At 68.7% G+C, this 24,349-nt stretch carries 22 protein-coding genes and 1 pseudogene; 8 read left to right on the top strand and 15 right to left on the bottom strand.

Translation table 11 applies throughout. From position 1 onward, the window contains the following. Together C475_RS18285 and C475_RS18280 are read right to left on the bottom strand one after the other, a co-directional pair. The coding region (locus tag C475_RS18285) for an NADH-quinone oxidoreductase subunit B (RefSeq protein ID WP_006885360.1) at positions 1–696 on the bottom strand (696 nt) is incomplete at its 3' end. A 2-nt stretch (positions 697–698) separates the two neighbouring features. Beyond that, a complete protein-coding gene (locus C475_RS18280; protein ID WP_006885359.1) occupies positions 699–1,106 on the bottom strand; it encodes an NADH-quinone oxidoreductase subunit A in 408 nt (135 codons plus the stop codon). Positions 1,107–1,280: 174 nt separating this feature from the next. Here C475_RS18280 and C475_RS18275 point away from each other — a divergent pair, with 174 nt between their 5' ends. Beyond that, entirely contained in the window at positions 1,281–2,078 is a 798-nt protein-coding gene (locus tag C475_RS18275; protein ID WP_006885358.1) for a class I SAM-dependent methyltransferase, read from the top strand. A 36-nt stretch (positions 2,079–2,114) separates the two neighbouring features. On the opposite strand, the gene purE is transcribed toward C475_RS18275, so the two are convergent. The 3 genes from purE to C475_RS18260 form a co-directional block, all read right to left on the bottom strand. Then, positions 2,115–2,768: a 5-(carboxyamino)imidazole ribonucleotide mutase gene (purE, locus tag C475_RS18270; protein WP_006885357.1), complete on the bottom strand. Its 654-nt coding sequence runs from the start codon at positions 2,766–2,768 to the stop codon at positions 2,115–2,117. A 94-nt stretch (positions 2,769–2,862) separates the two neighbouring features. Further along, complete coding sequence (locus tag C475_RS18265; RefSeq protein ID WP_006885356.1) at positions 2,863–4,128, bottom strand: 5-(carboxyamino)imidazole ribonucleotide synthase; 1,266 nt, start codon at positions 4,126–4,128, stop codon at positions 2,863–2,865. A 53-nt stretch (positions 4,129–4,181) separates the two neighbouring features. Then, positions 4,182–5,921: a flippase activity-associated protein Agl23 gene (locus C475_RS18260; protein ID WP_006885355.1), complete on the bottom strand. Its 1,740-nt coding sequence runs from the start codon at positions 5,919–5,921 to the stop codon at positions 4,182–4,184. A 163-nt stretch (positions 5,922–6,084) separates the two neighbouring features. On the opposite strand from C475_RS18260, the gene ribH reads away from it, so the two are divergent. Together ribH and C475_RS18250 are read left to right on the top strand one after the other, a co-directional pair. After that, on the top strand, positions 6,085–6,495 hold the full coding sequence (gene ribH, locus C475_RS18255; RefSeq protein WP_006885354.1) for a 6,7-dimethyl-8-ribityllumazine synthase: 411 nt from the start codon (positions 6,085–6,087) through the stop codon (positions 6,493–6,495). 34 nt (positions 6,496–6,529) lie between these two features. After that, positions 6,530–7,717 carry a pyridoxal phosphate-dependent aminotransferase gene (locus tag C475_RS18250; protein ID WP_006885353.1) on the top strand — a complete coding sequence of 396 codons (1,188 nt, stop codon included), beginning with the start codon at positions 6,530–6,532 and terminating at the stop codon, positions 7,715–7,717. A gap of 74 nt (positions 7,718–7,791) precedes the next feature. Here the strand turns inward: C475_RS18250 and C475_RS18245 are convergent, their stop codons facing one another. From C475_RS18245 to C475_RS18230, 4 genes are all read right to left on the bottom strand, one after another. Continuing rightward, a complete protein-coding gene (locus C475_RS18245; RefSeq protein ID WP_006885352.1) occupies positions 7,792–8,454 on the bottom strand; it encodes a hypothetical protein in 663 nt (220 codons plus the stop codon). Positions 8,455–8,550: 96 nt separating this feature from the next. Then, entirely contained in the window at positions 8,551–9,012 is a 462-nt protein-coding gene (locus C475_RS18240) for an adenylyltransferase/cytidyltransferase family protein (RefSeq protein ID WP_006885351.1), read from the bottom strand. After that, positions 9,009–9,557 (bottom strand): Mov34/MPN/PAD-1 family protein, encoded by a 549-nt coding sequence (locus C475_RS18235; protein WP_006885350.1) that lies wholly within the window; start codon positions 9,555–9,557, stop codon positions 9,009–9,011. Before C475_RS18235 ends, C475_RS18240 begins: the two co-directional genes overlap by 4 nt. Positions 9,558–9,877: 320 nt before the next feature. Beyond that, positions 9,878–10,693 (bottom strand): DUF7537 family lipoprotein, encoded by an 816-nt coding sequence (locus C475_RS18230; RefSeq protein ID WP_152436483.1) that lies wholly within the window; start codon positions 10,691–10,693, stop codon positions 9,878–9,880. A gap of 383 nt (positions 10,694–11,076) precedes the next feature. Here C475_RS18230 and C475_RS18225 point away from each other — a divergent pair, with 383 nt between their 5' ends. Beyond that, positions 11,077–12,987 (top strand): DHH family phosphoesterase, encoded by a 1,911-nt coding sequence (locus C475_RS18225; RefSeq protein WP_006885348.1) that lies wholly within the window; start codon positions 11,077–11,079, stop codon positions 12,985–12,987. Between the two features lie 16 nt (positions 12,988–13,003). Here the strand turns inward: C475_RS18225 and C475_RS18220 are convergent, their stop codons facing one another. Further along, positions 13,004–14,614, bottom strand: a complete 1,611-nt coding sequence (locus tag C475_RS18220; protein ID WP_006885347.1) for a phospholipase D-like domain-containing protein — start codon at positions 14,612–14,614, stop codon at positions 13,004–13,006. A 144-nt stretch (positions 14,615–14,758) separates the two neighbouring features. Here C475_RS18220 and C475_RS18215 point away from each other — a divergent pair, with 144 nt between their 5' ends. Further along, entirely contained in the window at positions 14,759–15,382 is a 624-nt protein-coding gene (locus C475_RS18215) for a MaoC family dehydratase (protein ID WP_338034241.1), read from the top strand. 112 nt (positions 15,383–15,494) lie between these two features. Here C475_RS18215 and C475_RS18210 read toward each other — a convergent pair whose 3' ends face one another. Together C475_RS18210 and C475_RS18205 are read right to left on the bottom strand one after the other, a co-directional pair. Beyond that, entirely contained in the window at positions 15,495–15,860 is a 366-nt protein-coding gene (locus tag C475_RS18210) for a DUF5658 family protein (RefSeq protein ID WP_006885345.1), read from the bottom strand. A 288-nt stretch (positions 15,861–16,148) separates the two neighbouring features. Further along, on the bottom strand, positions 16,149–16,520 hold the full coding sequence (locus C475_RS18205) for a DUF5658 family protein (RefSeq protein ID WP_006885344.1): 372 nt from the start codon (positions 16,518–16,520) through the stop codon (positions 16,149–16,151). Between the two features lie 317 nt (positions 16,521–16,837). Here C475_RS18205 and C475_RS18200 point away from each other — a divergent pair, with 317 nt between their 5' ends. The 3 genes from C475_RS18200 to C475_RS18190 all read left to right on the top strand — a co-directional run bounded on the left by C475_RS18200 (position 16,838) and on the right by C475_RS18190 (position 19,471). After that, positions 16,838–17,482, top strand: a complete 645-nt coding sequence (locus C475_RS18200; RefSeq protein ID WP_006885343.1) for a chemotaxis protein CheC — start codon at positions 16,838–16,840, stop codon at positions 17,480–17,482. 10 nt (positions 17,483–17,492) lie between these two features. Beyond that, positions 17,493–18,203, top strand: coding sequence for a 5-formyltetrahydrofolate cyclo-ligase (locus tag C475_RS18195; protein WP_006885342.1), 711 nt, complete (start codon positions 17,493–17,495; stop codon positions 18,201–18,203). Positions 18,204–18,577: 374 nt separating this feature from the next. Next, positions 18,578–19,471 carry a MaoC/PaaZ C-terminal domain-containing protein gene (locus tag C475_RS18190; protein WP_006885341.1) on the top strand — a complete coding sequence of 298 codons (894 nt, stop codon included), beginning with the start codon at positions 18,578–18,580 and terminating at the stop codon, positions 19,469–19,471. Between the two features lie 69 nt (positions 19,472–19,540). On the opposite strand, the gene C475_RS18185 is transcribed toward C475_RS18190, so the two are convergent. The 3 genes and pseudogenes from C475_RS18185 to C475_RS18175 all read right to left on the bottom strand — a co-directional run bounded on the left by C475_RS18185 (position 19,541) and on the right by C475_RS18175 (position 23,904). Next, positions 19,541–21,016, bottom strand: coding sequence for an outer membrane protein assembly factor BamB family protein (locus C475_RS18185; RefSeq protein WP_049930875.1), 1,476 nt, complete (start codon positions 21,014–21,016; stop codon positions 19,541–19,543). Positions 21,017–21,169: 153 nt separating this feature from the next. Then, a pseudogene (locus C475_RS18180) lies at positions 21,170–22,046 on the bottom strand (coiled-coil protein). Between the two features lie 247 nt (positions 22,047–22,293). After that, positions 22,294–23,904: a glycoside hydrolase family 2 protein gene (locus tag C475_RS18175; protein WP_006885338.1), complete on the bottom strand. Its 1,611-nt coding sequence runs from the start codon at positions 23,902–23,904 to the stop codon at positions 22,294–22,296. Positions 23,905–24,349: the final 445 nt, after the last annotated feature.

Below are 24,349 nucleotides of genomic sequence, written 5' to 3'. Positions count from 1 at the left end.
TGGCGAGTCACTCCAGTTGTACCGCATGACCAGGTCCTCCTCGTCGATCTCGTCGGCGAGCTTGTCGACCAGTTCGTCCTGTTCGAGGTCGCCGAACTGCTCCAGCTCGTAGGGCTTGACCGTCACCGGGGCGGACTCGCCGTTGGCGATGCGCTCCTGCAGCTTTGCGACGCCGTAGACGAGCGCCTCGGGGCGCGGGGGACAGCCCGGGACGTGGATGTCGACCGGGATGACCTCCTCGGCGCCCTTGATGACGTTGTAGCCCTCCTGGAACGGGCCGCCCGAGATGGTACACGAGCCCATCGAGACGACGAACTTGGGCTCGGGCATCTGGTCGTAGACGCGCTTCATCCGCGGGGCGAACTTCGAGACGATGGTGCCCGGGATGATGATCACGTCGGCCTGTCGGGGCGAGGCCCGCGGAACGCCGGCGCCGAAGCGGTCGAGGTCGTGTTTGACCGCGTAGGTGTGCATCATCTCGATGCTGCAGCAGGCGATCCCGAACTGCAGCATGAACATCGACGAGCCGCGGACCCAGTTCATGAACTGGTCGAACTTCGTGAGGATGAACGGCGTCGAGCCGAACGCCTCCCGCAGCGTCGAGTTGAAGCGGTCGTCCGCGCCCTCACCCAGCCGCGCCTCCTGAGTCGATTGCGTCTCTATGCCGTCGGCCGTTGGTGTGTGGTCGCTGCTCATGATTACTGTTCGACCCGCTGTGCTTGCGCGCGCGGGCTGCGGATCCACTTGACCGCGCCGTTACGCCACGCCCAGCCGAGTCCGATGACGAGGATACCGACGAAGACGAGCATCGGGACCAGCGCCTCGGCGAGTCCGACGTTGGCGACCGCGTCGCGGTAGATGACCGTCCACGGGAAGATGAGGACGGTTTCGATGTCGAAGACGACGAACAACAGCGCGACCATGTAGTACTGAATGTTGAACTTGATGCGCGTGTCGCCCGTCGGGACCTCGCCGCTCTCGTAGACGGCGCGTTTCCCCTGTTCCGGCACGCTCGGCCGCAGCAGCGCCGACGCTACCATCATCGTGATCGGGATGGCGAGCGCGACGACGGCGAGCGCCCCGATGGCTATCCATGGGTTACTCATGACTCTCTATCGTTCGACGGTTTGGTGTGGTGCCATATAAGGGTTGATTGTTGTCCTCGGGCGCTTTCGGGCCGCGATTCCCCGGAACCCGTTCGACCGACGGTACGGCTCACTTACCTCCCCGCTCGGACCGACACGCTCTTTCCTCGCCGGCACTACATAAGGGACCCCGTCATGGCCCCCGACGACCCCTTCGCGAGCGCCGAATCCCACTACGGCGAGCACCGCCCTCGCTACGGCGATCGCCCGCTCGACTCCCTCGTCGACCGATTCGACCTCGATAAGTCCTCGCGCGCGCTCGACCTCGGCTGTGGCACCGGCCAGATCGCCGTCCCCCTGGCCGCCCGCGTCGGCCGCGTCCTCGGGGTCGATCCCAACGAAGCGATGCTCGATGGCGCGCGCGAGGCGGCGAGCCGAGCGGGCGTCGAAAGCGTCGAGTTTGTTCGCGGATCCGACGCCGATCTCAGGGGCTCGCTCGGCGACGGTCTGGGGCCGTTCGACCTGACGACCGTAGGACGCGCGTTCCACTGGATGGAGCGCGGGCCGACCCTCGACCGCGTCCGCGAACTGACGAACCCGGGAGGCGGCGTCGCGGTCTTCGGTGACACCGAGTGGCTAACCAAGGGCCGCCGTGGCTGGCAGGACGAGGTGTACGACTGCGCCGCGTCCCATCTCGACGACCTCCCCGAACGGACCGGCCCGCGAACCGAACCGTACGAGAACCCCTACGACGAGCTGTTGACCGACCACGGGTTCGAGGCCGTCGAGACGGCGACGTTCGAGCGGACCCGCGAGTGGAGCGTCGACGGTGTCGTGGGGTACGTCTTCTCGCTCTCGTTTTGCTCGCCGGCGAGGTTCGGCGACGAGCGCGAGGACTTCGAGACCGAGGTTCGCGAACGGCTCGACGAGCTGGGCGGACCGTTCGGACAGGACGACGAAGTACGGGTGATCTCCGGGCAGAAACCGGACTGACGGACCGACTACGCAGTGGCCGGTCGCGGCGACGGGCTACTCCTCGTCCCAGTAGTCGTCTTTGAACCCGGGGGTTCCCATCTCGTGGAGGTCACGCGAGACCTCCCCCACGTCCTCTTGCAGGCCCCGATGATAGTCGACCAGTCGCTCGCGGATCTCCGTGTGCTCCCGGGAGAGGATCTGGGCCGCCGTGAGCGCGGCGTTGAACGACTTGCCGGCGTCGACAGCCGTGATCGGCGCCCCCTGGGGCATCCCGATCACCGAGTCGACGGACTTCTCCTGGACCGGGACGCCGATGACGGGCAGCGGATAGGCGATGGAGGCCGTCATGTTCGGCAGGTCGGCCGACTTGCCGCCCGCGCCGGCGATTATCACGTCGATGCCCCGCGCCTCGGCCGTCTCGGCGTAGGCGTACATGAGGTCGGGCGTGCGATGGGCCGAGACGACGAAGGTCTCGAAGGTGAAGCGGCTCTCGGGGGCCTCGGTGTAGTCGGTCTGCTCTTCGAAGCCGAGTTCCTCGGCCAGAGCGGCGTAGGCGCCCGGGCGCTTGCCTTTGCCGCCGGCCATCGTCGGCAGGTCCGAATCCGACCCCATGACGATACCCACGTCGGGCGTCGCCTCGTTCGGCAGGTCCATCTCGGCCTGTTCGTGGAGCTGGTCGATTATCGACTGGACGGAGTCCGCGGTCATGGACGAGTGTGCGCGGGGCCGGCCCGTAAGCGTGTGCGATCCGGGGCGGAACGAATGCGGGTGAGACGGTGGGGAGCGACCGGTCGCGACGAGTCTACTGGAAGGTCAGATCGTCGCGCAGCTCGCGCACGTCCGCCAGCAGTCGGTCGGTCCGCTCGTCGCCCTCGCCGACCTGCGTGACGTGGCCCATCTTCCGCAGGCGGTACACCTCCCGTTTCCCGTACCAGTGGAGGTGTGCGCGCGGTCGCTCGAAAAGGGTGTCCTCGCCCGACAGCGTCGCCGCCTGTCGCTCGTCTACATCGCCGAGGATATTCGCCGAGACCGTCGGCGCGCGCCGGCCGGTGTCGCCGAGCGGGCGACCGGTCACGGCGCGGACGTGCTGTTCGAACTGGGAGGTGTGACAGCCTTCGATGGTCCAGTGGCCGGAGTTGTGCGGCCGCGGCGCGATCTCGTTGAGCAGGATCTCGCCGTCGGCGTCTCGCGGGCCCTGCCCGCTCGACGTATTCGAGCCGCTCCGCGGCTCGCTAGCCTGAAACAGTTCGATACCGTAGACGCCCCGGCCCTCCATCACGTCGAGCACGTCCAGCGCGACCTCGCGAGCGCGCTCGCGGACGCTCTCGTCCGCTTCGGGCGGCGAGCGAGTCTCGCGGAGGATCTCCTCGCGGTGGACGGTTTCGGTGACCGGGAACGTGTCCCGTTGGGGCTCGTCGCCCTCGCCCCACTGCTCGCTGCCCAGACAGCCCATCACCGCGAGTTCGCGCTCGAAGTCGACCATCTCCTCGACCATGGCGACACCGCTCGGGTCCTCGGCGCTCCCGCCCTGGGCGGCGTCGACGATCTCGGCGAACGCCTCGTCCACGTCCTCGGGTGACTCGACCGGGACATTGCCGCGGCCGTCGTATCCCCCCTTGCGGGCCTTGAGCATCGCGGGATAGCCCAGGTCGTCGAGCGCGTCGCGGAGTTCGTCGACCGAGTTCACTTCGCGGAACTCGGGGACGGGGACGCCCGCGTCGGCGAGGCGGCGCTTCTGGACGAGTTTGTCCTCGATGAGCCGGAGCGTCTCCGGGTGGGGGTGGACCGGCGTGTCGGTCTCCGCGGCGACTTCTTCGAGCAGGTCCGGGTCGGTGAGTTCGATCTCGAAGGTGAGATAGTCGGCTCGTTCGGCGAGTTCCCGGACCGCGTCGTAGTCGTCGAAACCACCGTGGATCTGATCGCGCGTGACGGGTGCGGCCGGCGGGTCCTCCGTCGGGTCGCTGACGACGACCTCGACGCCCAGCGGCGACGCGGCCTCGGCGAGCATCCTGCCGAGCTGACCGCCGCCGACGACGCCGAGCGTCGGTCCGGGCGAGGTGAGTGTCATTGGGCCGAGATTGCCCACCGGACGGAATAAGCGTGTCTCTCTGGGGTCGGCGGTCAGCCGCCGGCGGTCGCGTTCGCCAGGTCGCCCCGGAGGAAGAAGTGCGTCCGCGTGTCCCGGTCGCGAAACAGGCGCGTCCGCCGCTCGTAGCCCGACAGCGCCGCGGGCCGGTCCGACACGTCGTCGGCCCGCGCGACGACCACCAGCGGACGCGCCCGCTCGACCGTTCGGGTCAGTGCCTCGGCCGAATCGACGCAGGACGCCGTCGCATCGGCCCGCTCGAAGTACCACGGCAAGGGGAGGACCTGCTGCCACGGGGAACAGGCGGGCCGGCGGGGACCGGTCGCGCCGGGCGCGTCGACGAAGTAGTCGCCGTACAGCACCACGTCCGTCCCCGCGTGGTCGGTCGCGGCGGTACCGACATCGCGCATCACCGGCTGGACGCCCGGCGCCGGCTGGGCGTACTGGACGAGCTGGTTGCCCTCGCGGTGGTCGGTCTGGTAGACCTGCCCGGCGCCCGCGACGGCGACCTGTGCGACGACGACGGCGAGGACCAGCGCGGCCAGCCCCGCGCTCACCCGGTCGTCGTCCCCCAGGGCGTCCCGGCCCCAGCGGACGAACAGGCCGAGCCCCACGGCGGCCGGGATCGCCAGCGGGACGACCGCGTGGACCGTCGCCCAGGGCGCCTTGATGTCCGTCGCGATCGGGTAGCCCAGCACCGAGACGACGCCCCAGTAGAAGGCGATCGCGACGAGGTCCGAGGGACCGTCGGACCGGTAGCGGTCGGCGACGAACCCAGCGACCGCGAGAACGCAGACCGCGAAGCCACCGGCGCGCAGCGTCGCGAGGAAGTGGCCGAGATACGGGAGATACGCGTGGTCCTGGTGGGGGCTGTTCACCCAGGTGTCCGCCAGCGCCGTGACGGAGCCGACGGTCGCCTCGCGGAGGGCCGCGGGCAGGAGCGACGGGTCGGACAGCGCCGCTCCGAGTCCGGGCCCGACCGCCGTCTCACCGCGCGGCGCGTAGAAGAAGCCGACGACGGCGAGGAAACAGAGCGCACCGAACAGGAGCGCGTTGGCGTGGCGCCAGCCGACCCGGAGCGCGCGTCGGCCGTGAGCGGTCGCGACCGCCGTCCAGTCCTCGCCGCGGTCGGCCGCGCGGAACAGCCGGTGGTCGAGCAGGAGTGCCGCGCCGCCGACCCAGCACAGCAGGTACAGCAGGGCGTTCTCCTTTGCACTGAATCCGAGCGCGACGAACCCGACGCCCGCGTAGAAGTACCGGCGCCGACCGGTGTCGGCGGTCCGGACGAACAGTGCGAAGGCTGTGACCATGAACGCCGCGACCAGCGGGTCGCCGCGCATGAACCGCGAGTAGTAGAGGACGACGGGCGTGAACGCCCAGAAGGCCGCGAGCACGACGACTTCGATGTCGCGCAGTCGCTCGCGCAACAGGAGCGCCGCCAGCGGGAACAGGCCGGTGACCACAGCGACGACGACGCGCATCGCGAAGTCGGTCGGGCCGAGGACGCCGAAGATGACCTCGTTGACGTGCTGGAGAAACGGCCCGTGGATTATCGGCCGGTATCGGAAGTTCCCGCTCGCGGCGTAGTCGAGGACCCAGTAGGCGACGCGACCCTCGTCGAAGTGTGCGGTTCGGGCGCCCAGTCGGTAGAACCGGGCGGCGAACGCGGCGACGACCACCGCGACGACGGCGAACGTGACGCGGTCGACACCGCTGCGGGCTCGGAGCCGAGCCGCGACCGCTCGTAATCGACCTCCCCCCTCCGTGGCTGTCATCACTGTCGTCCTCACCCGGCGGGGAAAGAGCGATTCCGGTTGGAAAAACAACCGTTTGAGACACCGAAACCGGGTCGGTGCGGTCCGGGGCTGGCGGCCGTCAGGCGGTGGCGGGCGGGGCTGGTTCGGTAGTTCTTTTAGGCGGGCTGGCTTCGCCCCGCGTATGGTACAGCTCGGTCTGGTGGTCGCCCAGTTCGACAAGGAGGGCTCGGTCATCGACGGGATGGAGGCCGCTGCGCGCGACGCGGCGGCCGAGCGCGACGCCGAGGTCGCGGCGACCGTCGAGGTGCCCGGCTCCTACGACACGCCGCTGGCCGCCGACCGACTGGCCCGCCGCGACGACATCGACGCCGTCGCCGTCCTCGGCGCGATCGTCGAAGGCGACACCGACCACGACGAGGTCATCGCCGACGCCGCCGCCCAGGGGCTCACCGACGTGAGCCTCGACCGTGATACCCCGGTCACCTTCGGGATCATCGGCCCCGGGATGAGTACGGCCGAGGCGAAGGCCCGCACCGACTACGGCGCGACGGTCGTCGACAGCGCCGTCGACCTCGTCGAAGCACTGCCCTGAGAGACACCGCGGACGACTACATCACGACACAACCATGGACACGGACTTCGCAGCACGCGTCGGCAGAATCGAACCGAGCGCCACCGTCGCGATCAGCAACAAGGCATCCGAACTGGAGGCCGAGGGCGTCGACGTCGTCGACCTCTCGGTCGGCGACATCGTCGACTTCGACACCCCCGAGAACGTCAAGCAGGCCGGCAAGGACGCGATGGACGCCGGCCACACCGGCTACACTCCCTCGAACGGCATCCCCGCGCTCAAAGACGCCATCGTCGAGAAGCTCCACGACGACGGCCTCTCCCAGTACGGCACGGAGAACATCGTCGTCACGCCCGGCGGCAAGCAGGGCCTGTTCGAGGTCTTCCAGACCCTGATCGACGACGGTGACGAGGTCGCACTCGTCGACCCCGCGTGGGTCTCCTACGAGGCGATGGTGAAGCTCTCCGACGGGAGCCTCACCCGCGTCGACACCGCCCAGTACGACTTCCAGCTCGAACCCGCGCTCGACGACCTCGCCGAAGCGGTCTCCGACGACACGGAGATCCTCGTCGTCAACTCCCCGGGCAACCCCCACGGCGCCGTCTACTCCGACGAGGCCCTGGAGGGCGTCCGCGACATCGCCGTCGAACACGACGTGACCGTCATCTCCGACGAGATCTACAAGGAGATCACCTACGACGGCGTCGAGGCCACCAGCATCGGCACGCTGGAGGGCATGGAGGACCGAACCATCACCCTCAACGGGTTCTCGAAGGCCTACGCGATGACGGGCTGGCGGCTGGGCTACTACGCCGCGCCCGAGTCGGTCGTCGACCAGGCCGGCAAGATCCACGGCCACTCCGTGACCTGCGCCGTCAACTTCGTCCAGCACGCGGGCGTCGAGGCCCTGGAGAACACCGACGAGGCCGTCGAGGAGATGCGCTCGGCGTTCGAGGACCGCCGGGACATGCTGGTCGACCTCTTCGCCGAGTACGGCAAAGACGTGCCCACGCCCGACGGCGCGTTCTACATCATGCTGCCCGTCGCCGACACCCGCGTCGAGGGCGACGGCGAGGAGGCCCAGGACGTCGCGTGGGCCGAGGAAGCCATCGAGGAGGCCCACGTCGCGACCGTCCCGGGCAGCGCGTTCGGCACGCCCGGCTGGGTCCGTCTGGCCTACGCCAACGACGAGGACCGCCTGCGCGAGGGCGTCGAGCGCCTCGCCGAACACGACCTGCTGTAGTACCGGTTCCTGCGAAGCGTCGGTTCCGTTTTCTCTACCGACCGCCGGCCGGATTCGCGAGCGGCGGCGAACGGTCAGAGCAGTCCGAGGTGCGTGTGGCGCTTGTAGACGTAGTAGCCGAAGTAGGGGATCCAGAGGACGACGAACAGTCCGGAGAACAGCGCCGCGAGGAAGTGATTGATCGGGTTCGGGTGCCACTCGCTGTTGAGGCGGACGTACGTCGCGTCCCTGTAGAGGCCGATGGCGAACAGCGGGAGTCCGAGGTAGATCACCGGGAGCGTCCCGAACAGCCCGGCCGCGAACGACAGGACACCGACCGCGAGTCCGCCCGCACCGACCAGCGCGCAGTACCACCACGCCTCCGAGCCGACCCAGTCCACGACGTAGGTGTGGCGCTTGTAGAGGTACTCCGCGACGACGAGCCAGCCGAAGACGAATCCGAAGATTCCGTAGAGTATCGAGTTCGGCTCCCAGTCGATCTCCCGGCCGGAGAGGCTTCGGCTGTCCAGATACACGAGCGGCGGCAAGAGGAGCCGCCCGAAGAATCCGAGCGCGAGCACCCCGACGTATCCGACGCCCAGCGCCCCGAACGAGAACGGACTACCGGCCATCGGGCCGTCGAGAATCGTAAACAGACCGAACGCGAACAGCGCGACCACCACAGCCGGCCCGACCACCAGTAGTTCCAGCCCCCGGTACGCCCACGACGGCACGTCGTCCACCGTGACCCGTTGCATACCCTCCCGGCGCGTGCCGGTGTGAATTAAACTTTGTGACGATTACACGTTCTGCCAACACTCCGGGGAGCGCGTTCGGCGACGCGAAACGGACACCTACCCGCGTTCGTCGAGGATCCGATCGATTATCCGTCCCGAGGAGAGGACACCCTCGTAGTCGGGCTCGTGAGCGGTAGCGCGGCGGACTTCACAGTCGATGCCGCGGTCGGCCAGCGCCGCTCGGATCCCGTCGGCGTCGTGGTGCTGGTCGTAGCCCAGCGCGATGACCGCGGGGTCGAGTTCCTCGATGGGTGCGAAGATGTCCTCGGGGTGGCCCAGTCGCGCCTCGTCGACGGGGTCGAGCCCGGCGACCATCTCTCGGCGCTGGGGGCCGGGGACGACGGGCGACTCCTTGTGCGTCACGTTCGTCGAGCGGGCCACGATGACGACCAGTCGGTCGCCCATCGCCTTCGCGTCCCGGAGATAGTGGAGGTGGCCGGGGTGGAGGATGTCGAAGGTGCCCTGGGCGACGACGACGGCGTCCGAACCGGGGTTCGCGCCCGATCGGTCGCCGGTCATCGCTCGCCCCACTCGTCGTCGGGTTCCGAGCGGAAGTCCGTCCCCTCGGCGCCGTAGTCGCGTTCCTCCATGAGTTCGGCGTCGATGTCCTCCTGGGAGAAGTCGAAGAACTCGTCTTCGGGCATCTCGATGTCGAGCACCGGCAGGTCCACGGGGTTGCCCTCGCGGTCGAACGCCTGCCAGTCGGACTTCCGGTAGGGTGCGCCGATGATAATGTGGACCTTCCCCTTGCCGAACGTCTGGAGGTCGGCGTCGCTCGGGCGGAGCACGCCGTTGGGGTGGGAGTGGATCGACCCGGCGGCCCTGGAGCTGTTAGGGATCATGCTGGAGTCGACGGTCGCGCTGACCGGGTTCGACTCGGTCCCCGGGATGACGAGGATGTCGGTCAGGACCGTTCCCTCGTAGTCCAGGTCGAACTTCCGGGCGTCCTCACCGCGCAGAAACCCCATGTACTCGTCGGGGTGGGCGTCCTCCGAGGCCTCCAGCGCGAACTCCAGAGCGGCCTCGGCGATGCCGACCACCTCGCCCGAGCGGAAGATTCCCATGTTTCTCTGTCGGGTAGCCCGCGTAACAAGGCTTTCCAAACCATCTTTTTCGCGAGGGGGTCGCCATCGGCGACCCCCTCGCCAAAAACATGGGTGAAAACACCGTCAGAGCGAGCTCTGACGAGGTGCTCGAAAATCGGAGATTTTCGGCATGACGAGACAGCAGAGCCGTCTCGAACCATCTCGTTCGCTTCGTTCACGAGACAGGCCGAACTCGCGCGGAGCGCGAGTTCGGTGAACCGGCGCCTTCGGCGCCGGATGCTCAGTGCAGCGGACGGATCGATCAAACCGGGCGACTCGGTCGGTATCGAGTGAAGTGGTTATGACCCGGTTGTCGCGTTCATCGCCCAGTCTGGTTTCTCGACGTTAGTGGTCCCCACGTCGGAGAGAGTGTATGTCCGCGAATACCTCACATTATCTAGTAACTCGGGGGGTCTGACGAACTTGTACTGGTAGTGGCGAACGATGCCGTCTTCGTCGAGCAGGAGTGTCGCGGAGAAGGTCTCGTAGTTCCAACTCGCGTTCTCGCTCGGTGCCCACCCGCCGGTCAGTGCGTCGGGGCCAGTAGCCTCGTACCGCATCACTGGAACACCCTGGAACATCTCAATGCCCTTCCGTTCGTAGGTGGCGTTGATAGCGCCGGAATCGTATTCGTCGCCGAGGAGCCCACCGCGCCAGAGATAATTCTCCCCTGACTCGTTGAGCACCGACGTGATGAAGACGGGTTGCACGGTCACAGTTGTCTCGTTGTTCTCCTGTGCCAGCACGTATACCGTACTTCCGTTCGAGTAGGTGCTCCCGTTCACCGAAAAGTAGCCGGTGGTGTGGACGAGGTACTGTGAGTCGCTGGGCTCGGCGAGATACTGCGCCGTCTCGTTCTTGTACGAGAAGTTCTTCTCATCATTCCATGGAACGCGGTCCTTCTGGACCATCTCGGTCGTGAGGGTAAAACTCGTGTTGCCCATCGCGGCCGCGTGGGTGTCGAACACGGAGTGGTCGATGGCCGACGCGTTCGGGAAATCAGAGGGGGACGCATCAGGTGTCGGTTCGCCCTCGCCCGTGACTGGGAGGCCACTACAGCCTGCGAGGACAAGGAGGGCGACGACAGCAAACGTTGAGAGCGGAGCCGCTCGCATGGAGTAGTGTTAATAAGTACATAGTTAACGCTTTGCTTACGTCCACCTCTCAGAGAGAGGGGAGTGCCACCCGAGTCCGGTGTTGTGACTCTCAGGAGAATCAGTCCCAAACCGATTGCAAGAGACGCGCCCTGTATCTCGCACACGACTCTACATCTCAACTGGTCCTGATAGAATCACCAGCGGTCAGTACGCAACCCCCACTGAGCAGGTGATTCATCCTCAGCGGACTCGAAATCAATCAGCTTGAACTGTTCTGTGACATTCTACAGCGCCGTTACTATCCGCGCGAGCGAACCGAGCGAGGACACTCCTCCGTGAAAAAGATGCTGGCGGAACGCTTTCCGAAGGTTAAACTGCCGGCGGAGCGGTATCGAGTACAAATGGTTCCTGTACCTGACGCCGGGGATTCCGGCGTCGCCGTCCCCGACGGTGGGACGACCGTCTACGACCTCGATTCGAACTGCGACTTCGAGTACGTCTCCGAAGGCGACCTGTACCTCGCGGAAGTCAACGGCGTCGTCGAGTACGGCGTCTTCGTCGACCTCTCGGACGACGTGTCCGGCCTCGTCCACGGGTCGAACCTGCTGGGCACCTACGAGGTCGGCGACGAACTCGTCGTCGAACTCGAAGAGGTGCGAGACAACGGCGACCTGGCCTTCGACGAGGTCGACCTGCCCGACTACGAAGTCGAGACGATCGCTCGCGACAGCCACGCCGTCGCCGACCTCGGCGACGTCGTCGGCGAGTCGGTCACGCTGGAGGGCGTGGTCGTCCAGATCAAACAGACGGGCGGCCCGACCGTCTTCCAGGTCCGCGACGCGACCGGCATCGCGCCGTGTACGGCCTTCGAAGAGGCCGGCGTCCGCGCCTACGAGGACGTCGAACTCGACGACGTGGTCCGCGTCGACGGCTACGTCGAGACCCGCGAGGGCGCCGTCCAGGTCGAGATCGACGACCTGCAGGTCCTCGACGGCGGCGACGCCGAGGAAGTTCGGACAGAGCAGGCCGACGACCTCGACGAGATGGCCGAACCCCACGACCCCGAACCGCTCGTCGAGTGGGCGGCCTTCGAGAAACTGCGCGGCGACCTGCGCGCCGTCGCCGAGCGCCTCCGCCGGGAGATCCTCGAAGGGCGTCCGATCCGCATGCGCCACCACGCCGACGGTGACGGCATCTGCGCCAGCGTCCCGATGCAGGTGGCGCTGGAGCGGTTCATCGAGGACACCTACGAGGACCCCGACGCCGCCCAGCACCTCCTCAAGCGCCTGCCGAGCAAGGCGCCGTACTACGAGATGGAGGACGTGACTCGTGACCTGAATTTCGCGCTCGAAGACCGCACGCGCCACGGCCAGCGCCTCCCGCTGTTGCTGATGCTCGACAACGGCTCGACCGAGGAGGACACGCCGGCCTACCGCAACCTCGCCCACTACGACGTGCCCATCGTCGTCGTCGACCACCACCACCCCGACCCCGACGCCGTCGGCGGCCTGCTCGACGAGCACGTCAACCCCTATCTGCACGACGAGGACTACCGCATCACGACGGGGATGATGTGCGTCGAACTCGCGCGGATGATCGACCCCGGCATCACCGAGGAGCTCCGACACGTCCCCGCCGTCGCCGGCCTCTCGGACCGGTCCGAGGCCGACGCGATGGACGACTACCTCGAACTCGCCCGCGAGGAGGGCTACGACGAGGCCGAACTCCGCGACGTGGGCGAGGCGCTCGACTACGCCACCTTCTGGCTGAAGTACGACGACGGCGGCCAGCTCGTCACCGACGCGCTCAACGTCGACTGCGACGACGAGGCGCGCCATCGCGACCTCGTCTCGTTCCTCGCGACCCGCGCCGAGCGCGACGTGGAACGGCAGCTCGACGCCGCCATGCCCCACGTCGACCACGAGCGTCTCGACAACGACGCGCACCTCTATCGCCTCGACGTGGAGAACCACGCTCACCGCTTTACCTACCCCGCCCCCGGGAAGACCACGGGCAAGGTCCACGACTCCAAGGTCGCCGAGACCGGCGACCCCGTCATCACCATCGGCTACGGTCCGGACTTCGCCGTCCTCCGCTCCGACGGCGTCCGCCTCGACATCCCGAACATGGTCGAGGAACTCAAAGAAGAGGTCGACGGCGGCGGCGTCAGCGGCGGCGGCCACCTCGTCGTCGGGTCGATCAAGTTCGTCCGGGGCATGCGCGAGACCGTCATCGACGCCCTCGTCGAGAAGATGGCCGACGCCGAGATCGACGAGGAACTCGGCAGTTCCGCCGCCTTCGCCGAGGACTGAGGTCCCGTCGCGCTCGTCACGTCCGGCCACCGACGCCCACGTTCTCTCCGAAGTCGATCCGCCGGGCGACGAGTGTCGCGAGCACCAGACAGCCGGCGACTCCCGCGACGATCCCGACCGGGAGCGACGACCCGCCTCCCCCTTCGCCCCAGTCGGCTCCGAACGCTTCGCGATAGTACTCGCCGACCGCCGCTCCGTCGAGCGAGAGGACGACCTCGCGATTCTGCCGGACGGACTCGCCGTTCCAGTTGAGGCTGCCCACGAGTACCCGGTCGCCGTCGATCACGACGCCCTTGGCGTGGATCTTCTCGAAATCCCCCTCGGGCTCGGCGAGTCTCGCCGACAGGGGCAGCTCCTCGCGTTCGGCAACTTCGCGCAGATGCTCGACGAGCCGTCGGTTCTCATCCTCGACGTACCACGCGCTACTCAACAGGACGCGCACGTCGACGCCGCGGCGGGCGGCCCGGACGGTCGCCCGGAGGAAGCGCTGGTCGGGCCCGTCGATACTCATCTGGATCACGTCGATGGAGTCGTCGGCGTCGTCGAGCGCGGCGGTGACCGCCCCGCCGGCGTTGTCCGGTGCGACGAGCAACCGGGTTCGGTTCACGGGGACCGTCTCGGGCGACCGGTGGCCGGGATAGGAGCCGTTCGCGACGGTCGCCCGTTCGAACGACCGTCCGCGTCGGACCTGCGACCAGGGGCGAGCGCCGCGCCATCCGGCGTCGGCGTGGAAGGTCTCGGCGAGCCCGTCGACGATCCGGGGCTGGGAGACGACGGCACCCCACCCGCGGCTGGCGTGGCCGCCGGTCCCCGCCGGCTTCCAGTTCTCGGTGAGGACGACCGCACGGTCGTCCGCCACGGCGTATTTGGGATGGTGGAACGCGTATCTGCCGTGGGGGCCGCCGAGGAGCTTCACGGTGACGCCGGCGTCGACCAGCACGTCGAGCAGCCGAGCCTGGCGGCGAGTGATCCCATCGACGGGCCCGCCGTCGAGGAGGACACGCACGTCGACACCACGACGCTGTGCGCGTTCGAGCGCCCGCGCGACCCGCTCGGAGGTGAACGTGTACCCCGCCAGCAGGATCCGGCTGTCAGCGGAGCGGACCACGTCGAGCGGAACCCCCGGTGCGTCCGGGAGCGTGAACGCCCGCGCCTGGCCGCCGGTCGCCGTGACGACCGAGCGGTTCGTCCGCCCGAGCGGTCGCCACGCGAGCGCGCCGCGGTCGTCGAAGCGGCCGATCTTCCCCTCCGGCGCCTCGCGATACCGGGCGCGTGCGACCGTGGTGTTTCCGCGGCGAAGGCGGAGCCGTTCCCCGCCGTTTGCCAGCGCGACGCTCCCGTTCGCCGCGACGACCGTGAGACGAGTGAGGTTCCGGACCGCCGCCGGAGCCGTCGTGACCGCGACGCGGCCGGTCACCGTTCGATTCGGCACGACGAGCGCGCTGTCGCCGTCGGAGAGTCGATACCGGCCGAGGTCCGTCCCGTTCGGCGCGTCGACGACGACGAACTCGCCGCGGTCGCCGTCGGCGACGGGGTTCGGATAGACCGCCACGATCCGCGGTCGAGACGGTTGACGGGCGTCCGTCGCGTTCGACGGGTCGGTGGGGTCGAAGGCCGCACTCGCCACTGGTCCGGCCGCTCCCGCTCCGACTGCCAGGTCGGTGATACCCGTTCCGACTGCCGGCGCGAGGGCTCCCGTTACCAGTAGACAGACTACCGCGAACCGCGTCGTTCCGGACACGCGAGTGGCTGGTCGCCCACCCGGATATAAATGTCCGGACCGATGGGGGTGTCTCTTCGGGAACGAGTCGCGACGAACGCGGCGACTGGGTCGCTCCAGTCGGCTCCGAAACGAGGATGTCCGCTGTGTTCGTCTCGATGCGCCGCGGAAGACGGCCCAACGGTTAACCGCCGCCGAACCGACGGTCGAGCCATGCCAGGGCGCTACTACGAGGAATTCGACGTGGGCGAGACCGTCGCCCACGACAAGCGTCGCACGGTGTCCGAGTCGGACAACCAGCGCTTTTGCGACCTGACGATGAACCAGCAGCCGCTGCATCTGGACGCCGAGTTCGCCGCCGAGACGCGCTTCGGGGAGCGGCTGGTCAACGGCCTCTACACGATGAGCCTCGCGGTCGGGCTATCGATCCCCGAGACGACCGACGGGACGATCGTCGCGAACCTCTCGTACGACGACGTGGAGCATCCCGAACCGGTCTTCCACGGGGACACGCTCCGCGCGGAGTCGACGGTCTCCGACAAGCGAGAGACGAGCGACGGCGAGCGCGGCGTCGTGACGATGCACGTCGAGGCCTATCGCGTCGAGAACGGCGCGGACACGCTGGTCTGCGAGTTCGACCGGACGGTGCTGGCCGAGAAGCGGCCCGACGAGTAGCGACGCGTCGGGGAGCGACCGAACCAGGGGCGTGTCCGCCTGTGGAGAGATGGGGGAGCCACTGGGACGGATCCCACGGCCGTCCCGGGCGTTCGGACACGCTCGCTGGCGGTCAGACGGTCGCGAGTGCGACCGCGTTGACGAGGACGGTCACCGTCCACGGGAGCGCGAGCCCCAGTGCGATGACAGTCCCGTATCGGGGGCGAAGCGTCCGGAGCGCGCCGGCGCCGCAGACGACCAGGAGTTTCGCCGCGCCGAGCGCGGCGATCCCCAGGCCGCCGATGGCCCAGCGCATCACCGGATTGCCCTCCGAGAGCCCCATCGACAGTCCCAGCCACGTGGTGTACACGTCGAGTGCTACCGACGCGGCGACGACTGCCCACAGCGCTCCCTCGACGACACGGTCGTCGGCCGCGAAGCCGAATCGGTCGCCGATCCCCCGCGATCTGTCTACACTTGTCAGTGGTGTGCCGCGCATCGTACCCACCGCACGCCACCCCCCACCCAGAGGGGTGGATCGTGCGTTCGCCACGTCGTAACAGACTGTCAAAAAAGGATCGTTTCGTATCAAACTCGCACCGCCGGCTGCGGTCGCGGGACAGCGGACAACGCGTGGACCGAACGCCCCTGAAACCTCGAAGGGGTACCAGATCGCGAAATCCTGTGGTGGGATCCAGCGGCGTTCAGGCCGCGAAAGGGGTCAGAGGGGGGGAAACGCGGCCGTGACGGGGTGGGCCGTGACGGGAGCGCAGTCGTGACGGAAGTGTCACAGCGACGCCAGGAGCGTGGCGTTGATGAGTACGGCGAGTATCCAGGGGATCGCGAGGCCGAGCGGCGCGACGATCGCGTATTCGGGCCAGAGAAAGCGAAAGACGAGCGCGACGGCGACGGCGCCGGCCTTCGCGAGTCCGAGCGCCGCCAGGCCGAACGTTTCGAGCGCCTGTCTCATGAGCGGATTGCGTTCGACGAGACCGATCGAGAGGCCGTACGCGGTCAGAACGATATCGAGCACCAGCGCCCAGCAGACGAGTACCCACAGCAGCAGTTCCAGGTCGGACACGGAACCCGGAACGGTGCCGAGGTACTCGTCGAGGGCCGACGAGTCGATGGCGGTCGGATCGGTCGTGACGAGCGGCATGTGTGTGGAGTCGCGACGGGTTGGTCGGTCGCCGGGGGCGGATCGAACCTCCCACCCGCCGTTTGCTATCGCGGCCGACACGCCCAAGAGTATACGTCGCCTATGCGGCCTCTCCCCCGGTATCGAGGAATTACCCGATCGAAAACGCAACCGAACCCACCCTGGCCCGTCCGAGCCCACTCGCCGGGATCGACGGAGACACCGCCACGTTCGCCTCCGTCGCGGATCGCCCGAACCCGGTGGTACCCGTCTCGCACGCCGTTCGTCGGCCCATCAGCCGCCAGCACGTTTACGGTGATCCGGTCCAACCGAAGCGTATGGATTACGAGGTCGACGTGCGGAAACTGGAGCTTTTCAACGACATGGCCAAGGAGGGAGCCACGACCGTCTCCGAACACCTCAACCAGCTGTCCGGGCTCCACACCGAGATCGAGGTCTCGAAGATCAACTTCCTCGATATCGCGGACGTGCGAACCCACCTCGGTGAGCACCAGCAGGTCGGCATCTACGTCGAACTCACCGAAGCGCCCTACGGCTACATCCTGTTCATGCTCGAACCCGAAGGGAGCAAACGGCTCGCCCAGGGGATGGTCGGCGATATGGGCAGCGGCGAGGCCGACGACGGCTTTTTCACCGACATGGAGCGGTCGGCGATGCAGGAGATCGGCAACATCATGACCTCCGGCTTCATCGACGGCTGGGCGAACGTCCTCGACACCACCATCGACATGTCCACGCCCTCGTTCGTCTTCGGCCCCGCGAGCGACATCGTCGACGAGATGGGCGGCTGGCCCGACGAGGAGATCGCCTTCGTCGTCGACTCCCACATCGTCGCCAGCGACGCCGACGTGGAAGTCACCGTCTACACGTTCCCGCAACTGGCCGATCTGGTCCAGCTGATCCAGAACATCGACGTGACCACCGACGTGGGCACCGACACGGCCGCCTCGGACGTGCTCTGACCGGCGAGCGATGCCCACCGACAAAGAGCCCCTCCGTCAGCGCGTCTGGGACCACCTCGAAGAGAGCGGCGAGGCCCGCTTTCCCTTCCCGCCCCACGGCCGCATCCCCAACTTCGCCGGCGCCGACCGGGCCGCCGAACGCCTGTCCGACCTGTCCGAGTGGGACGAGGCCGAGCGGATCAAGGCCAATCCGGACGCCCCGCAACTGCCCGCCCGCCGGGCCGCCCTCGACGCCGGGACGACCGTCTTCATGGCCGTCCCGCGCCTGCGCGACGAGCGCTGTTTCTACCGCCTCGACCCCGGCGAGCTCGCCGACCCCGACGCCGCCGCCACGGTCTCCGGCGTCGCCGACCACGCCGAGCAGGTCGGTCCCGACGCAGTCGGCCGGATCGACCTCGTCCTCGTCGGCAGCGTCGCCGTCTCCCCGTCGGGCGCCCGCGTCGGCAAGGGTGAGGGCTACAGCGACCTCGAGTTCGCCGTCCTCTCGGAACTCGGCCTCGTCGACGCCGAGACGACCGTCGTCACCACCGTCCACGAGTCGCAGGTCCGCGAGGGGATCGACCCCGACGCCCACGACGTACCGCTCGATATCGTCGTCACCCCCGAGCGGACGATCCGAACCGATTCGCCGTTCGAGCGCCCGGGCGGCATCGACTGGGCGGCGCTCGACGACGAGCGGGTCGAGGAGATCCCGGTGCTGGAGCGGTTCCGGCCCAGTTAGCCCGCCGGCGAATCGGCGTCGGCGAGGTCCGGAGTGTTCGTCCCCGCCCCCGTGAGAATCGCCACGACGGTCGCGAGCGTGAGCGCCCGGGAGGTCGGGACAGAACGTCTCGACGGCGACGGCACCGACCGGGAGGCCGACGAACAGCGGATTCAATGGAGCGCGACTTCGGTGACCGCGAGGAAGGCGGCCACTCCGGCCGCCAGCGCGAGCGCACGAGCGTGCATAGCCTTCGTCTCTCGCGGCCGATACCGAAAGTGAGCGCGTCTCGGTCGAGTGGGTCCGGGAGGCGATGCGGCCGTGTGTCCGGAGGGGTCCGGGTGAATCCGTAGCGCCCGTATTCTCAAGGACGGTGGAGGCGAACGACCGCCAGGATGCTTCGCCCGCCCGCAGTCACGGAACTCATGGAGGACGCCGAGACGGTTCGGCCGGACGAGCGCGTGCTCGCCGTCGCGCGTCGGCTCGACGAGCCCGGCGTCGAGTCGGTAGTCGTCGTCGACACCGGCGAGGTCGTCGGCATCGTCACCGAGGCGGACGCGGTCGCGCTGCTGGTCGAGGGCCGCGACCCGGCGTCGCTGACGGCCACCGCCGTGATGTCGAGCCCCGTTCACACGGTCGGTCCGGGCGAGTCCGTCGTCGAGGCCGCCGAGCGCCTGCGGACCCACGGCGTCGAGGCGCTGCCGGTGGTCGACGACGGCGACCTCCTGGGCGTTGTCACCACGACGGCCTGTTCGCAGTACCTCCCGCACGTCCGCCGGGCCGCACCCGACGCCGACGGAGACGACGGCCGCGTCCGCGAGACCGAACGCGCCGATACCGCCTACGAGAAGGCCGACTGGTCGTTCGAGTACGTCGGCCACCCCGAACGCATCGACGTGGGGGACGTGGTGCGGTTCTCGAAGCCGCTCGACGGAGCCGAGGTCGAGGAGTTCGCCGACGCCAGCGGCGACACGAACCGCCTGCACCTCGACGACGAGTACGCGAAGGGGACGCGCTTCGGCCGGCGGATCGTCCACGGGACGCTCGTCGCCGGCGTCGTCAGCGCGGCGCTCGCGCGACTCCCCGGACTGATAGTCTACCTCTCCCAGGAAGTCAGCTACCTGGGACCGGTCGATATCGGCCACCGCGTCACCGCCGAATGCGAGGTCGTCGAGGTGGTCGGAGAGGACCGCTACCGGCTCACCACCGTCGTCACCGACGGCGAGGGCGAAGCGGTCGTCGACGGCGAGGCGGTCGTCCTCGCGGATCCGATCCCCGAAACCGCCTGAGTGGCGCCGCTGTCCGCGGCGCCGCTCGGCTCGGGTCACTGCTCGGCTCGGAGCGTCGCTCGACTCGGATCATCGCTCAGTCGCGGCGAGGGCGTGGGCGACGCCGGTCCCGTCGCCGACGTAGACGCGGCCGTCGACGACCGCCGGCGAACTCGTCACGCGACCGTCGAGGGCGATCCGCCAGCGTTCGGTCCCGTCGGTGGCGTCGAGGGCGAGTACCGACCCGCCGTCGGTCCCGACGTAGACGCGGCCGTCGACCACGGCCGGCGAGGACCTGACGGCGCCGTCGACCTCGTGCCGCCAGCGTTCGGTCCCGTCGGCGGTGTCGAGCGCCAGCACGGCGCCCGCGTCGGTCCCCACGTAGAGTGTCTCGTCGGCGACCGCGGGTGAGGAGAACACCGGCCCCTCGGTCTCGCGACGCCAGCGCTCGGTCCCGTCGAGGGCGTCGACGGCGAGGACGCCCTCCAGACTGGTCCCGGCGTAGACGACGCCGTCGGCGACGGTCGGTCCGGACCACGCCCGCGTCGCCGCTCGCCCGGCGTAGTACCACCGCTCGCGCCCCGTCTCGGCGTCGAGAGCGTAGAGCCGCCCGGCGTAGCTTCCGGCGAACACGCGTCCCTCGGCCAGCGCGACCGGAGCCGCGACGCCGAGGAACCCGCCCGCGTCGAAGCGCCACCGCTCGGCGCCGTCCGCGGTGTCGACGGCGTAGACTCGGCCGTCCGTCGCGCCGACGTAGGCGGTCCCGTCCGCGACGACCGGCCCGCTCCGCACCGCCGACGGCCCGGCCCGGTCGCCCGCGACCGCGAACGACCACCGCTCGCGCCCGTCGTTCGCGTCCAGCGCGGTCAGCGTTCCGCCCTCGTCACCGCAGTAGACGACACCGTCGGCGACGGTCGGCGTCGCGCGCACCGCCGTCCCCGCCTCGTAGGTCCAGCCGGCGGCTTCCTCCAGCGCACGCGTCGGATCGCTCCCCGACGCACCGGGACCCGACACCGACAGCGCGGCGACGACCCCCGATTCGCTCCCGACGTAGGCGGTCCCGTCGGCCACCGCGACCGACCCCCGGACCGCACCGCCGATATCGGTCGACCACACCGACCCGACCGGTCGTTCACTCGTCCCATCGCCGGATTCCGCTCCGCTATCGGCCTCGCCGTCGGGGTCGGGCGCCGCCGTGCTCTCGGGGCCCGTCCCGTCGGGTCGCCACCCCGTTCGGGCGTCGTCGGCCTGCAGGACCCGCCAGCCGTCGGTCGGGACGGGCGTCGCCGTCGGCCGGTCGGTTCGGCGGTTCCGCGGCGTCGCCGTCTCAGGTCGTACGTCGGCCCCGTCCGTCACGGTTCCCGGCCGTGCGGCCGGTCCGGCGGCGGTGTCCGTCGCCGTGCGGTCGTCGACCGGGGCCGACGTGACGGTCGGTTCGTCGCCGTCCGGCTCGTCGAACAGCGAACAGCCGCTCAGTGCGCCGACGCCGAGCGCGAGTCCCCACCGAAGCACCCCCCGTCGAGACCGCTCCCGACCACCCGCGTCGTCGTCCACACCCCGAACCATGTGCGGTCTCTCGCGGGCCGCGGGCAAAAAGTCGCGGGGCGCTTGCAGCGGTCCCGAACAGTCCAACGAGTCCGAGCGACCGCACCGCTGAAACCGGACCGCCGCGAAGCAGCGGCTACGCGGCGGCGAAAAACGCAGAGAGAGCGGTCGCAGTTACAGCAGCCCCGTCTTCTGGAGCTTCATCAGGTCCTCGGTGTCGAGGGTCTCGCCTTCCGAGGTCTCATAATAATAACGACCATNAGATGTGTATAAGAGACAGGGCCTCGCGCTCCTCTTCCTCTTCTTTCTTGTCGAGTTCGCGCAGGCGCTTCTGGACGCGCACGAAGTCCTCGTGGTGCTGGTCGGCCGCTTCCTGGGCCTCCACGAACTTCTCGTGCATCTCGTCGGCCTCGTCGCGGATGTCGTCGGCCTCGCGGTAGGCCTCGATCATCTGGTTGTGGTGCTCCTGTGCCTCGTCGGCCAGCTCGGTGACTTTCTGGTGGTGCTTGGAGGCTTCAGAGCGGATCTCCTCGGCTTCCTCCTTGACCCCTTCCAGATCGCCCCCCTGGTTGAGCTTCTCCTTCTTCTCGGCGAGCTTCTCGCGCTTGTCCTCGATCTTCTCGATGAGTTCGCGCTCGTCCTCGGCCGAGAGGACCTCGGTCTGCTGTTTGAACTCGAGGTCCTCGATCTCGTCTTCGAGCTGCTCGATGTCTTTCCCCTCGTCGAGCTCGAGCTCGTCGCGTTGCTCCTCGACCTCGTCGAACAGCTCGTTAGCCTCGGCGTTGAGCTCGTTGCGCTTCTCCTTGTGCTCCTGGACCTGCTGGTTGAGCTCGTCGCGCTGCTCGCGGTGTTCCTGGGCCTCGTCGACCTTCTCGCGGGTCTTCGCGTTCAGGTCGTCGCGGTCCGAGGCGCGCTCGGACGCCATCTGGTTGAGATCGTTTCGTCGATCTCGCAGCTGCCCGGCGAGCTTGATGAGCTCGCCTTTGGATTTGTTCTCGAGGTCGTCGTCTGTCACCGATACGTTCTTGGATTCGTCTATCGAGTCTGCCATAATTGTACCTCTATGCCATACCCGCTCCGGCGAGAAACAGGGCAACCGCTACGAAGTGGCTGACGCCGACAACAAGGGTGTCCTGTCATGCTGGTCGAAGTGCGATACAGCCGGAACGCCGGAGACGTTCTGGTACCAAAGCCTTGCGTCTCCCCCTGTTTAAATATTCCGGTGGTCCATGTGGCTGTTTCACAGTCACACGGGCCCGATAACGTCACGTCAGGGATTACCACACGGTAGCCGATGCTTATAAACGATAGACGTTCTCGACGCTCGCGTCGCCGACCCGGACGGAGAGTTCGACCGAGGAGGCGGATCCGGGCACGTCGATGGTGTCGACGACCGCCCGGTCGCCCGCGTCGACGGTCGCCTCGACCTCGCCCGACTCGTCGCCAGCCTCCCAGGTGACCGTCCCCGAGATGGTCTCGGGGGCGTCGTTGGCGACGACCACGTCGCACTCGCCGGCCGAGGCTCCCACGAGGAACGCCTGGACCGGCTCGAACGCCGTTGCGAGACTCTCGACCGCGTCCTTCGGCGTCCCGTCGCGGGCGTAGACGCCCATCCCGGCGTCGCCGGCGTCCCGGAGGGCGTTGGCGACGGCGACCGGCACGCCGTCGGTCCGAAGCCGCTCGGCGACCCCCCGGACCAGTTCCGCTTGGTAGGCCTGCGAGGCCGCGGGGTCGTCGCTCCCCACGACGGCGTCGTGTTTCGCCCGGTCGAACCCCGCGAGGTCGGGACCGCCCTCCTCGCCCGCCTCGGCCGGGTCGACGCCCTCCGGTAGCGACCCCGCGCCGAACTCGCCGACCGCGCCGTCGAGGTCGTAGCGCTCGCGGACCCACTGGAGGTCGTCGACGCCGCCGTAGTCCCACCCCGGATAGAGCGCCGCCGCGTCGGGGTCGGTGCCGGGCTCGCCGACGACGGGGTACACCGCGACGCCGTCGGGGACGGCCTCGGCGACTTCCGCGGCGGCGCCGCGGTCGTAGCCGCTCCGCCAGACCCGGTAGCGAAAGCGCAGGCGGTCGACCAGCCCGGAGCCGACGCGTTCGGCGAAGGTATCGGTGGGCTCGTCGTGGACGCCGACCGCCGCGAGGCTCGGGTGGTGAGCGTACGTGCCGACGAGCCGCTCGGCCACTTCCTGTCCGCGCGCGATGTCGAACACGCCGGGACCGGTCAGCGGCAGGTCCTGCCAGACGAGCAGGCCCGCCTCGTCGCAGGCGTCGTAGACCGCCTCCGGGAGCGCGTGGGCGTGCGCACGCACGAGGTTCGCGTTCACCTCGGCCGCTCGGTCGACGTCCGCGACCGCCGCGTCCGTCAGCGCGACCCCGCGGACGGGCACGTCCTCGCCGTTGACGCGCAGCCCGCCCGCGTCGGTCCCCTCGACGGTCGCGATTCCGGTCGTGCTCGTCCGGGCGGCGTCGCCGAGCTTCGCGCGCACCTCGTAGCGGTGCTGGCGCCCCATTCCGCGGGGCCACCACAGCGACGGGTCCCTGACGTCGATGGACTTCTCGACGACCGCGCGCTCGCCGGCCGCCGCCGAGACGCTCGCCCGGTCCATCATCCCGCGACCGCGTCGGTGGCCGGCGGGTTTGGTCGTGAGCGTCAGTCGGTCGTCCAGCGACTCGCTGGCGTACACCTCGACGGCGGCGTCGATGGTCGCCCCCTCCGCGGTCGCGCGCGGCCGCAGGTCGACGTCGACGACGAACGGGTCGGGCTGGCCGGTCACGTCGACCCCCCACCAGATCCCCGGCACCGACCGCTCGACGGGGACTCGGTCGGTGTCGTGAATGCCGCCGAACCGATCCTCGGGCGCTCGGCACTCGACGACGAGCTCGTTCTCCGCGTCCGGTTCGAAGGGCACTCTGATGNGTGTCGGACTCGGCGACCAGCTCGTCGTTGAGCCACACCTCGGCACCCGCGTAGCACCCGCGGATCGCCAGGAGCGCCAGGTCGTCGTCGGGGTCGCGCGGGTCGTCGAAGACGGTCCGGTAGGCGACCCGGTCCTCGCCGGCGAACACGGCCGGCCGGCCGGGGACCTCGACCGGCTGCCACTCGCCGGGCGCCGGCTTGCCGCCGCCGGGGTCGACCGCCGCACCGCTCCACTTGCTCGGCATACCAACGTCCGCGTTCCCCGGTGGTATATCAGTTACGTCGGACGGACGCGCCGGCGCGGCCACCCCGTTCGGACCCCGTTTCACTTTCGCGCTGAAGACCGCCGTACGGGAGGGGGTACCCCACCGCAGTCTTGCGTTTATACTTTCACTCAGGGTACGGCTCGGGTTCATATGTCCCCGGGTCGAACTCGA

Source organism: Halosimplex carlsbadense 2-9-1, assembly GCF_000337455.1.
GTDB classification, from domain to species: Archaea; Halobacteriota; Halobacteria; order Halobacteriales; family Haloarculaceae; genus Halosimplex; species Halosimplex carlsbadense.
The sequence above is the reverse complement of the archived record's forward strand: the minus strand, read 5'-3'. Positions and strand labels throughout refer to the sequence as shown.

What these genes read in the sequence shown, in the direction of transcription:
- C475_RS18280 (WP_006885359.1), bottom strand. Translation starts at nt 1,106, where the DNA reads ATGAGTAACCCATGGATAGCCATCGGGGCGCTCGCCGTCGTCGCGCTC.
- C475_RS18275 (WP_006885358.1), top strand. Translation starts at nt 1,281, where the DNA reads ATGGCCCCCGACGACCCCTTCGCGAGCGCCGAATCCCACTACGGCGAG.
- purE (WP_006885357.1), bottom strand. Translation starts at nt 2,768, where the DNA reads ATGACCGCGGACTCCGTCCAGTCGATAATCGACCAGCTCCACGAACAG.
- C475_RS18265 (WP_006885356.1), bottom strand. Translation starts at nt 4,128, where the DNA reads ATGACACTCACCTCGCCCGGACCGACGCTCGGCGTCGTCGGCGGCGGT.
- C475_RS18260 (WP_006885355.1), bottom strand. Translation starts at nt 5,921, where the DNA reads ATGACAGCCACGGAGGGGGGAGGTCGATTACGAGCGGTCGCGGCTCGG.
- ribH (WP_006885354.1), top strand. Translation starts at nt 6,085, where the DNA reads ATGGTACAGCTCGGTCTGGTGGTCGCCCAGTTCGACAAGGAGGGCTCG.
- C475_RS18250 (WP_006885353.1), top strand. Translation starts at nt 6,530, where the DNA reads ATGGACACGGACTTCGCAGCACGCGTCGGCAGAATCGAACCGAGCGCC.
- C475_RS18245 (WP_006885352.1), bottom strand. Translation starts at nt 8,454, where the DNA reads ATGCAACGGGTCACGGTGGACGACGTGCCGTCGTGGGCGTACCGGGGG.
- C475_RS18240 (WP_006885351.1), bottom strand. Translation starts at nt 9,012, where the DNA reads ATGACCGGCGACCGATCGGGCGCGAACCCCGGTTCGGACGCCGTCGTC.
- C475_RS18235 (WP_006885350.1), bottom strand. Translation starts at nt 9,557, where the DNA reads ATGGGAATCTTCCGCTCGGGCGAGGTGGTCGGCATCGCCGAGGCCGCT.
- C475_RS18230 (WP_152436483.1), bottom strand. Translation starts at nt 10,693, where the DNA reads ATGCGAGCGGCTCCGCTCTCAACGTTTGCTGTCGTCGCCCTCCTTGTC.
- C475_RS18225 (WP_006885348.1), top strand. Translation starts at nt 11,077, where the DNA reads ATGGTTCCTGTACCTGACGCCGGGGATTCCGGCGTCGCCGTCCCCGAC.
- C475_RS18215 (WP_338034241.1), top strand. Translation starts at nt 14,759, where the DNA reads ATGTCCGGACCGATGGGGGTGTCTCTTCGGGAACGAGTCGCGACGAAC.
- C475_RS18210 (WP_006885345.1), bottom strand. Translation starts at nt 15,860, where the DNA reads ATGCGCGGCACACCACTGACAAGTGTAGACAGATCGCGGGGGATCGGC.
- C475_RS18205 (WP_006885344.1), bottom strand. Translation starts at nt 16,520, where the DNA reads ATGCCGCTCGTCACGACCGATCCGACCGCCATCGACTCGTCGGCCCTC.
- C475_RS18200 (WP_006885343.1), top strand. Translation starts at nt 16,838, where the DNA reads ATGGATTACGAGGTCGACGTGCGGAAACTGGAGCTTTTCAACGACATG.
- C475_RS18195 (WP_006885342.1), top strand. Translation starts at nt 17,493, where the DNA reads ATGCCCACCGACAAAGAGCCCCTCCGTCAGCGCGTCTGGGACCACCTC.
- C475_RS18190 (WP_006885341.1), top strand. Translation starts at nt 18,578, where the DNA reads ATGCTTCGCCCGCCCGCAGTCACGGAACTCATGGAGGACGCCGAGACG.
- C475_RS18185 (WP_049930875.1), bottom strand. Translation starts at nt 21,016, where the DNA reads ATGGTTCGGGGTGTGGACGACGACGCGGGTGGTCGGGAGCGGTCTCGA.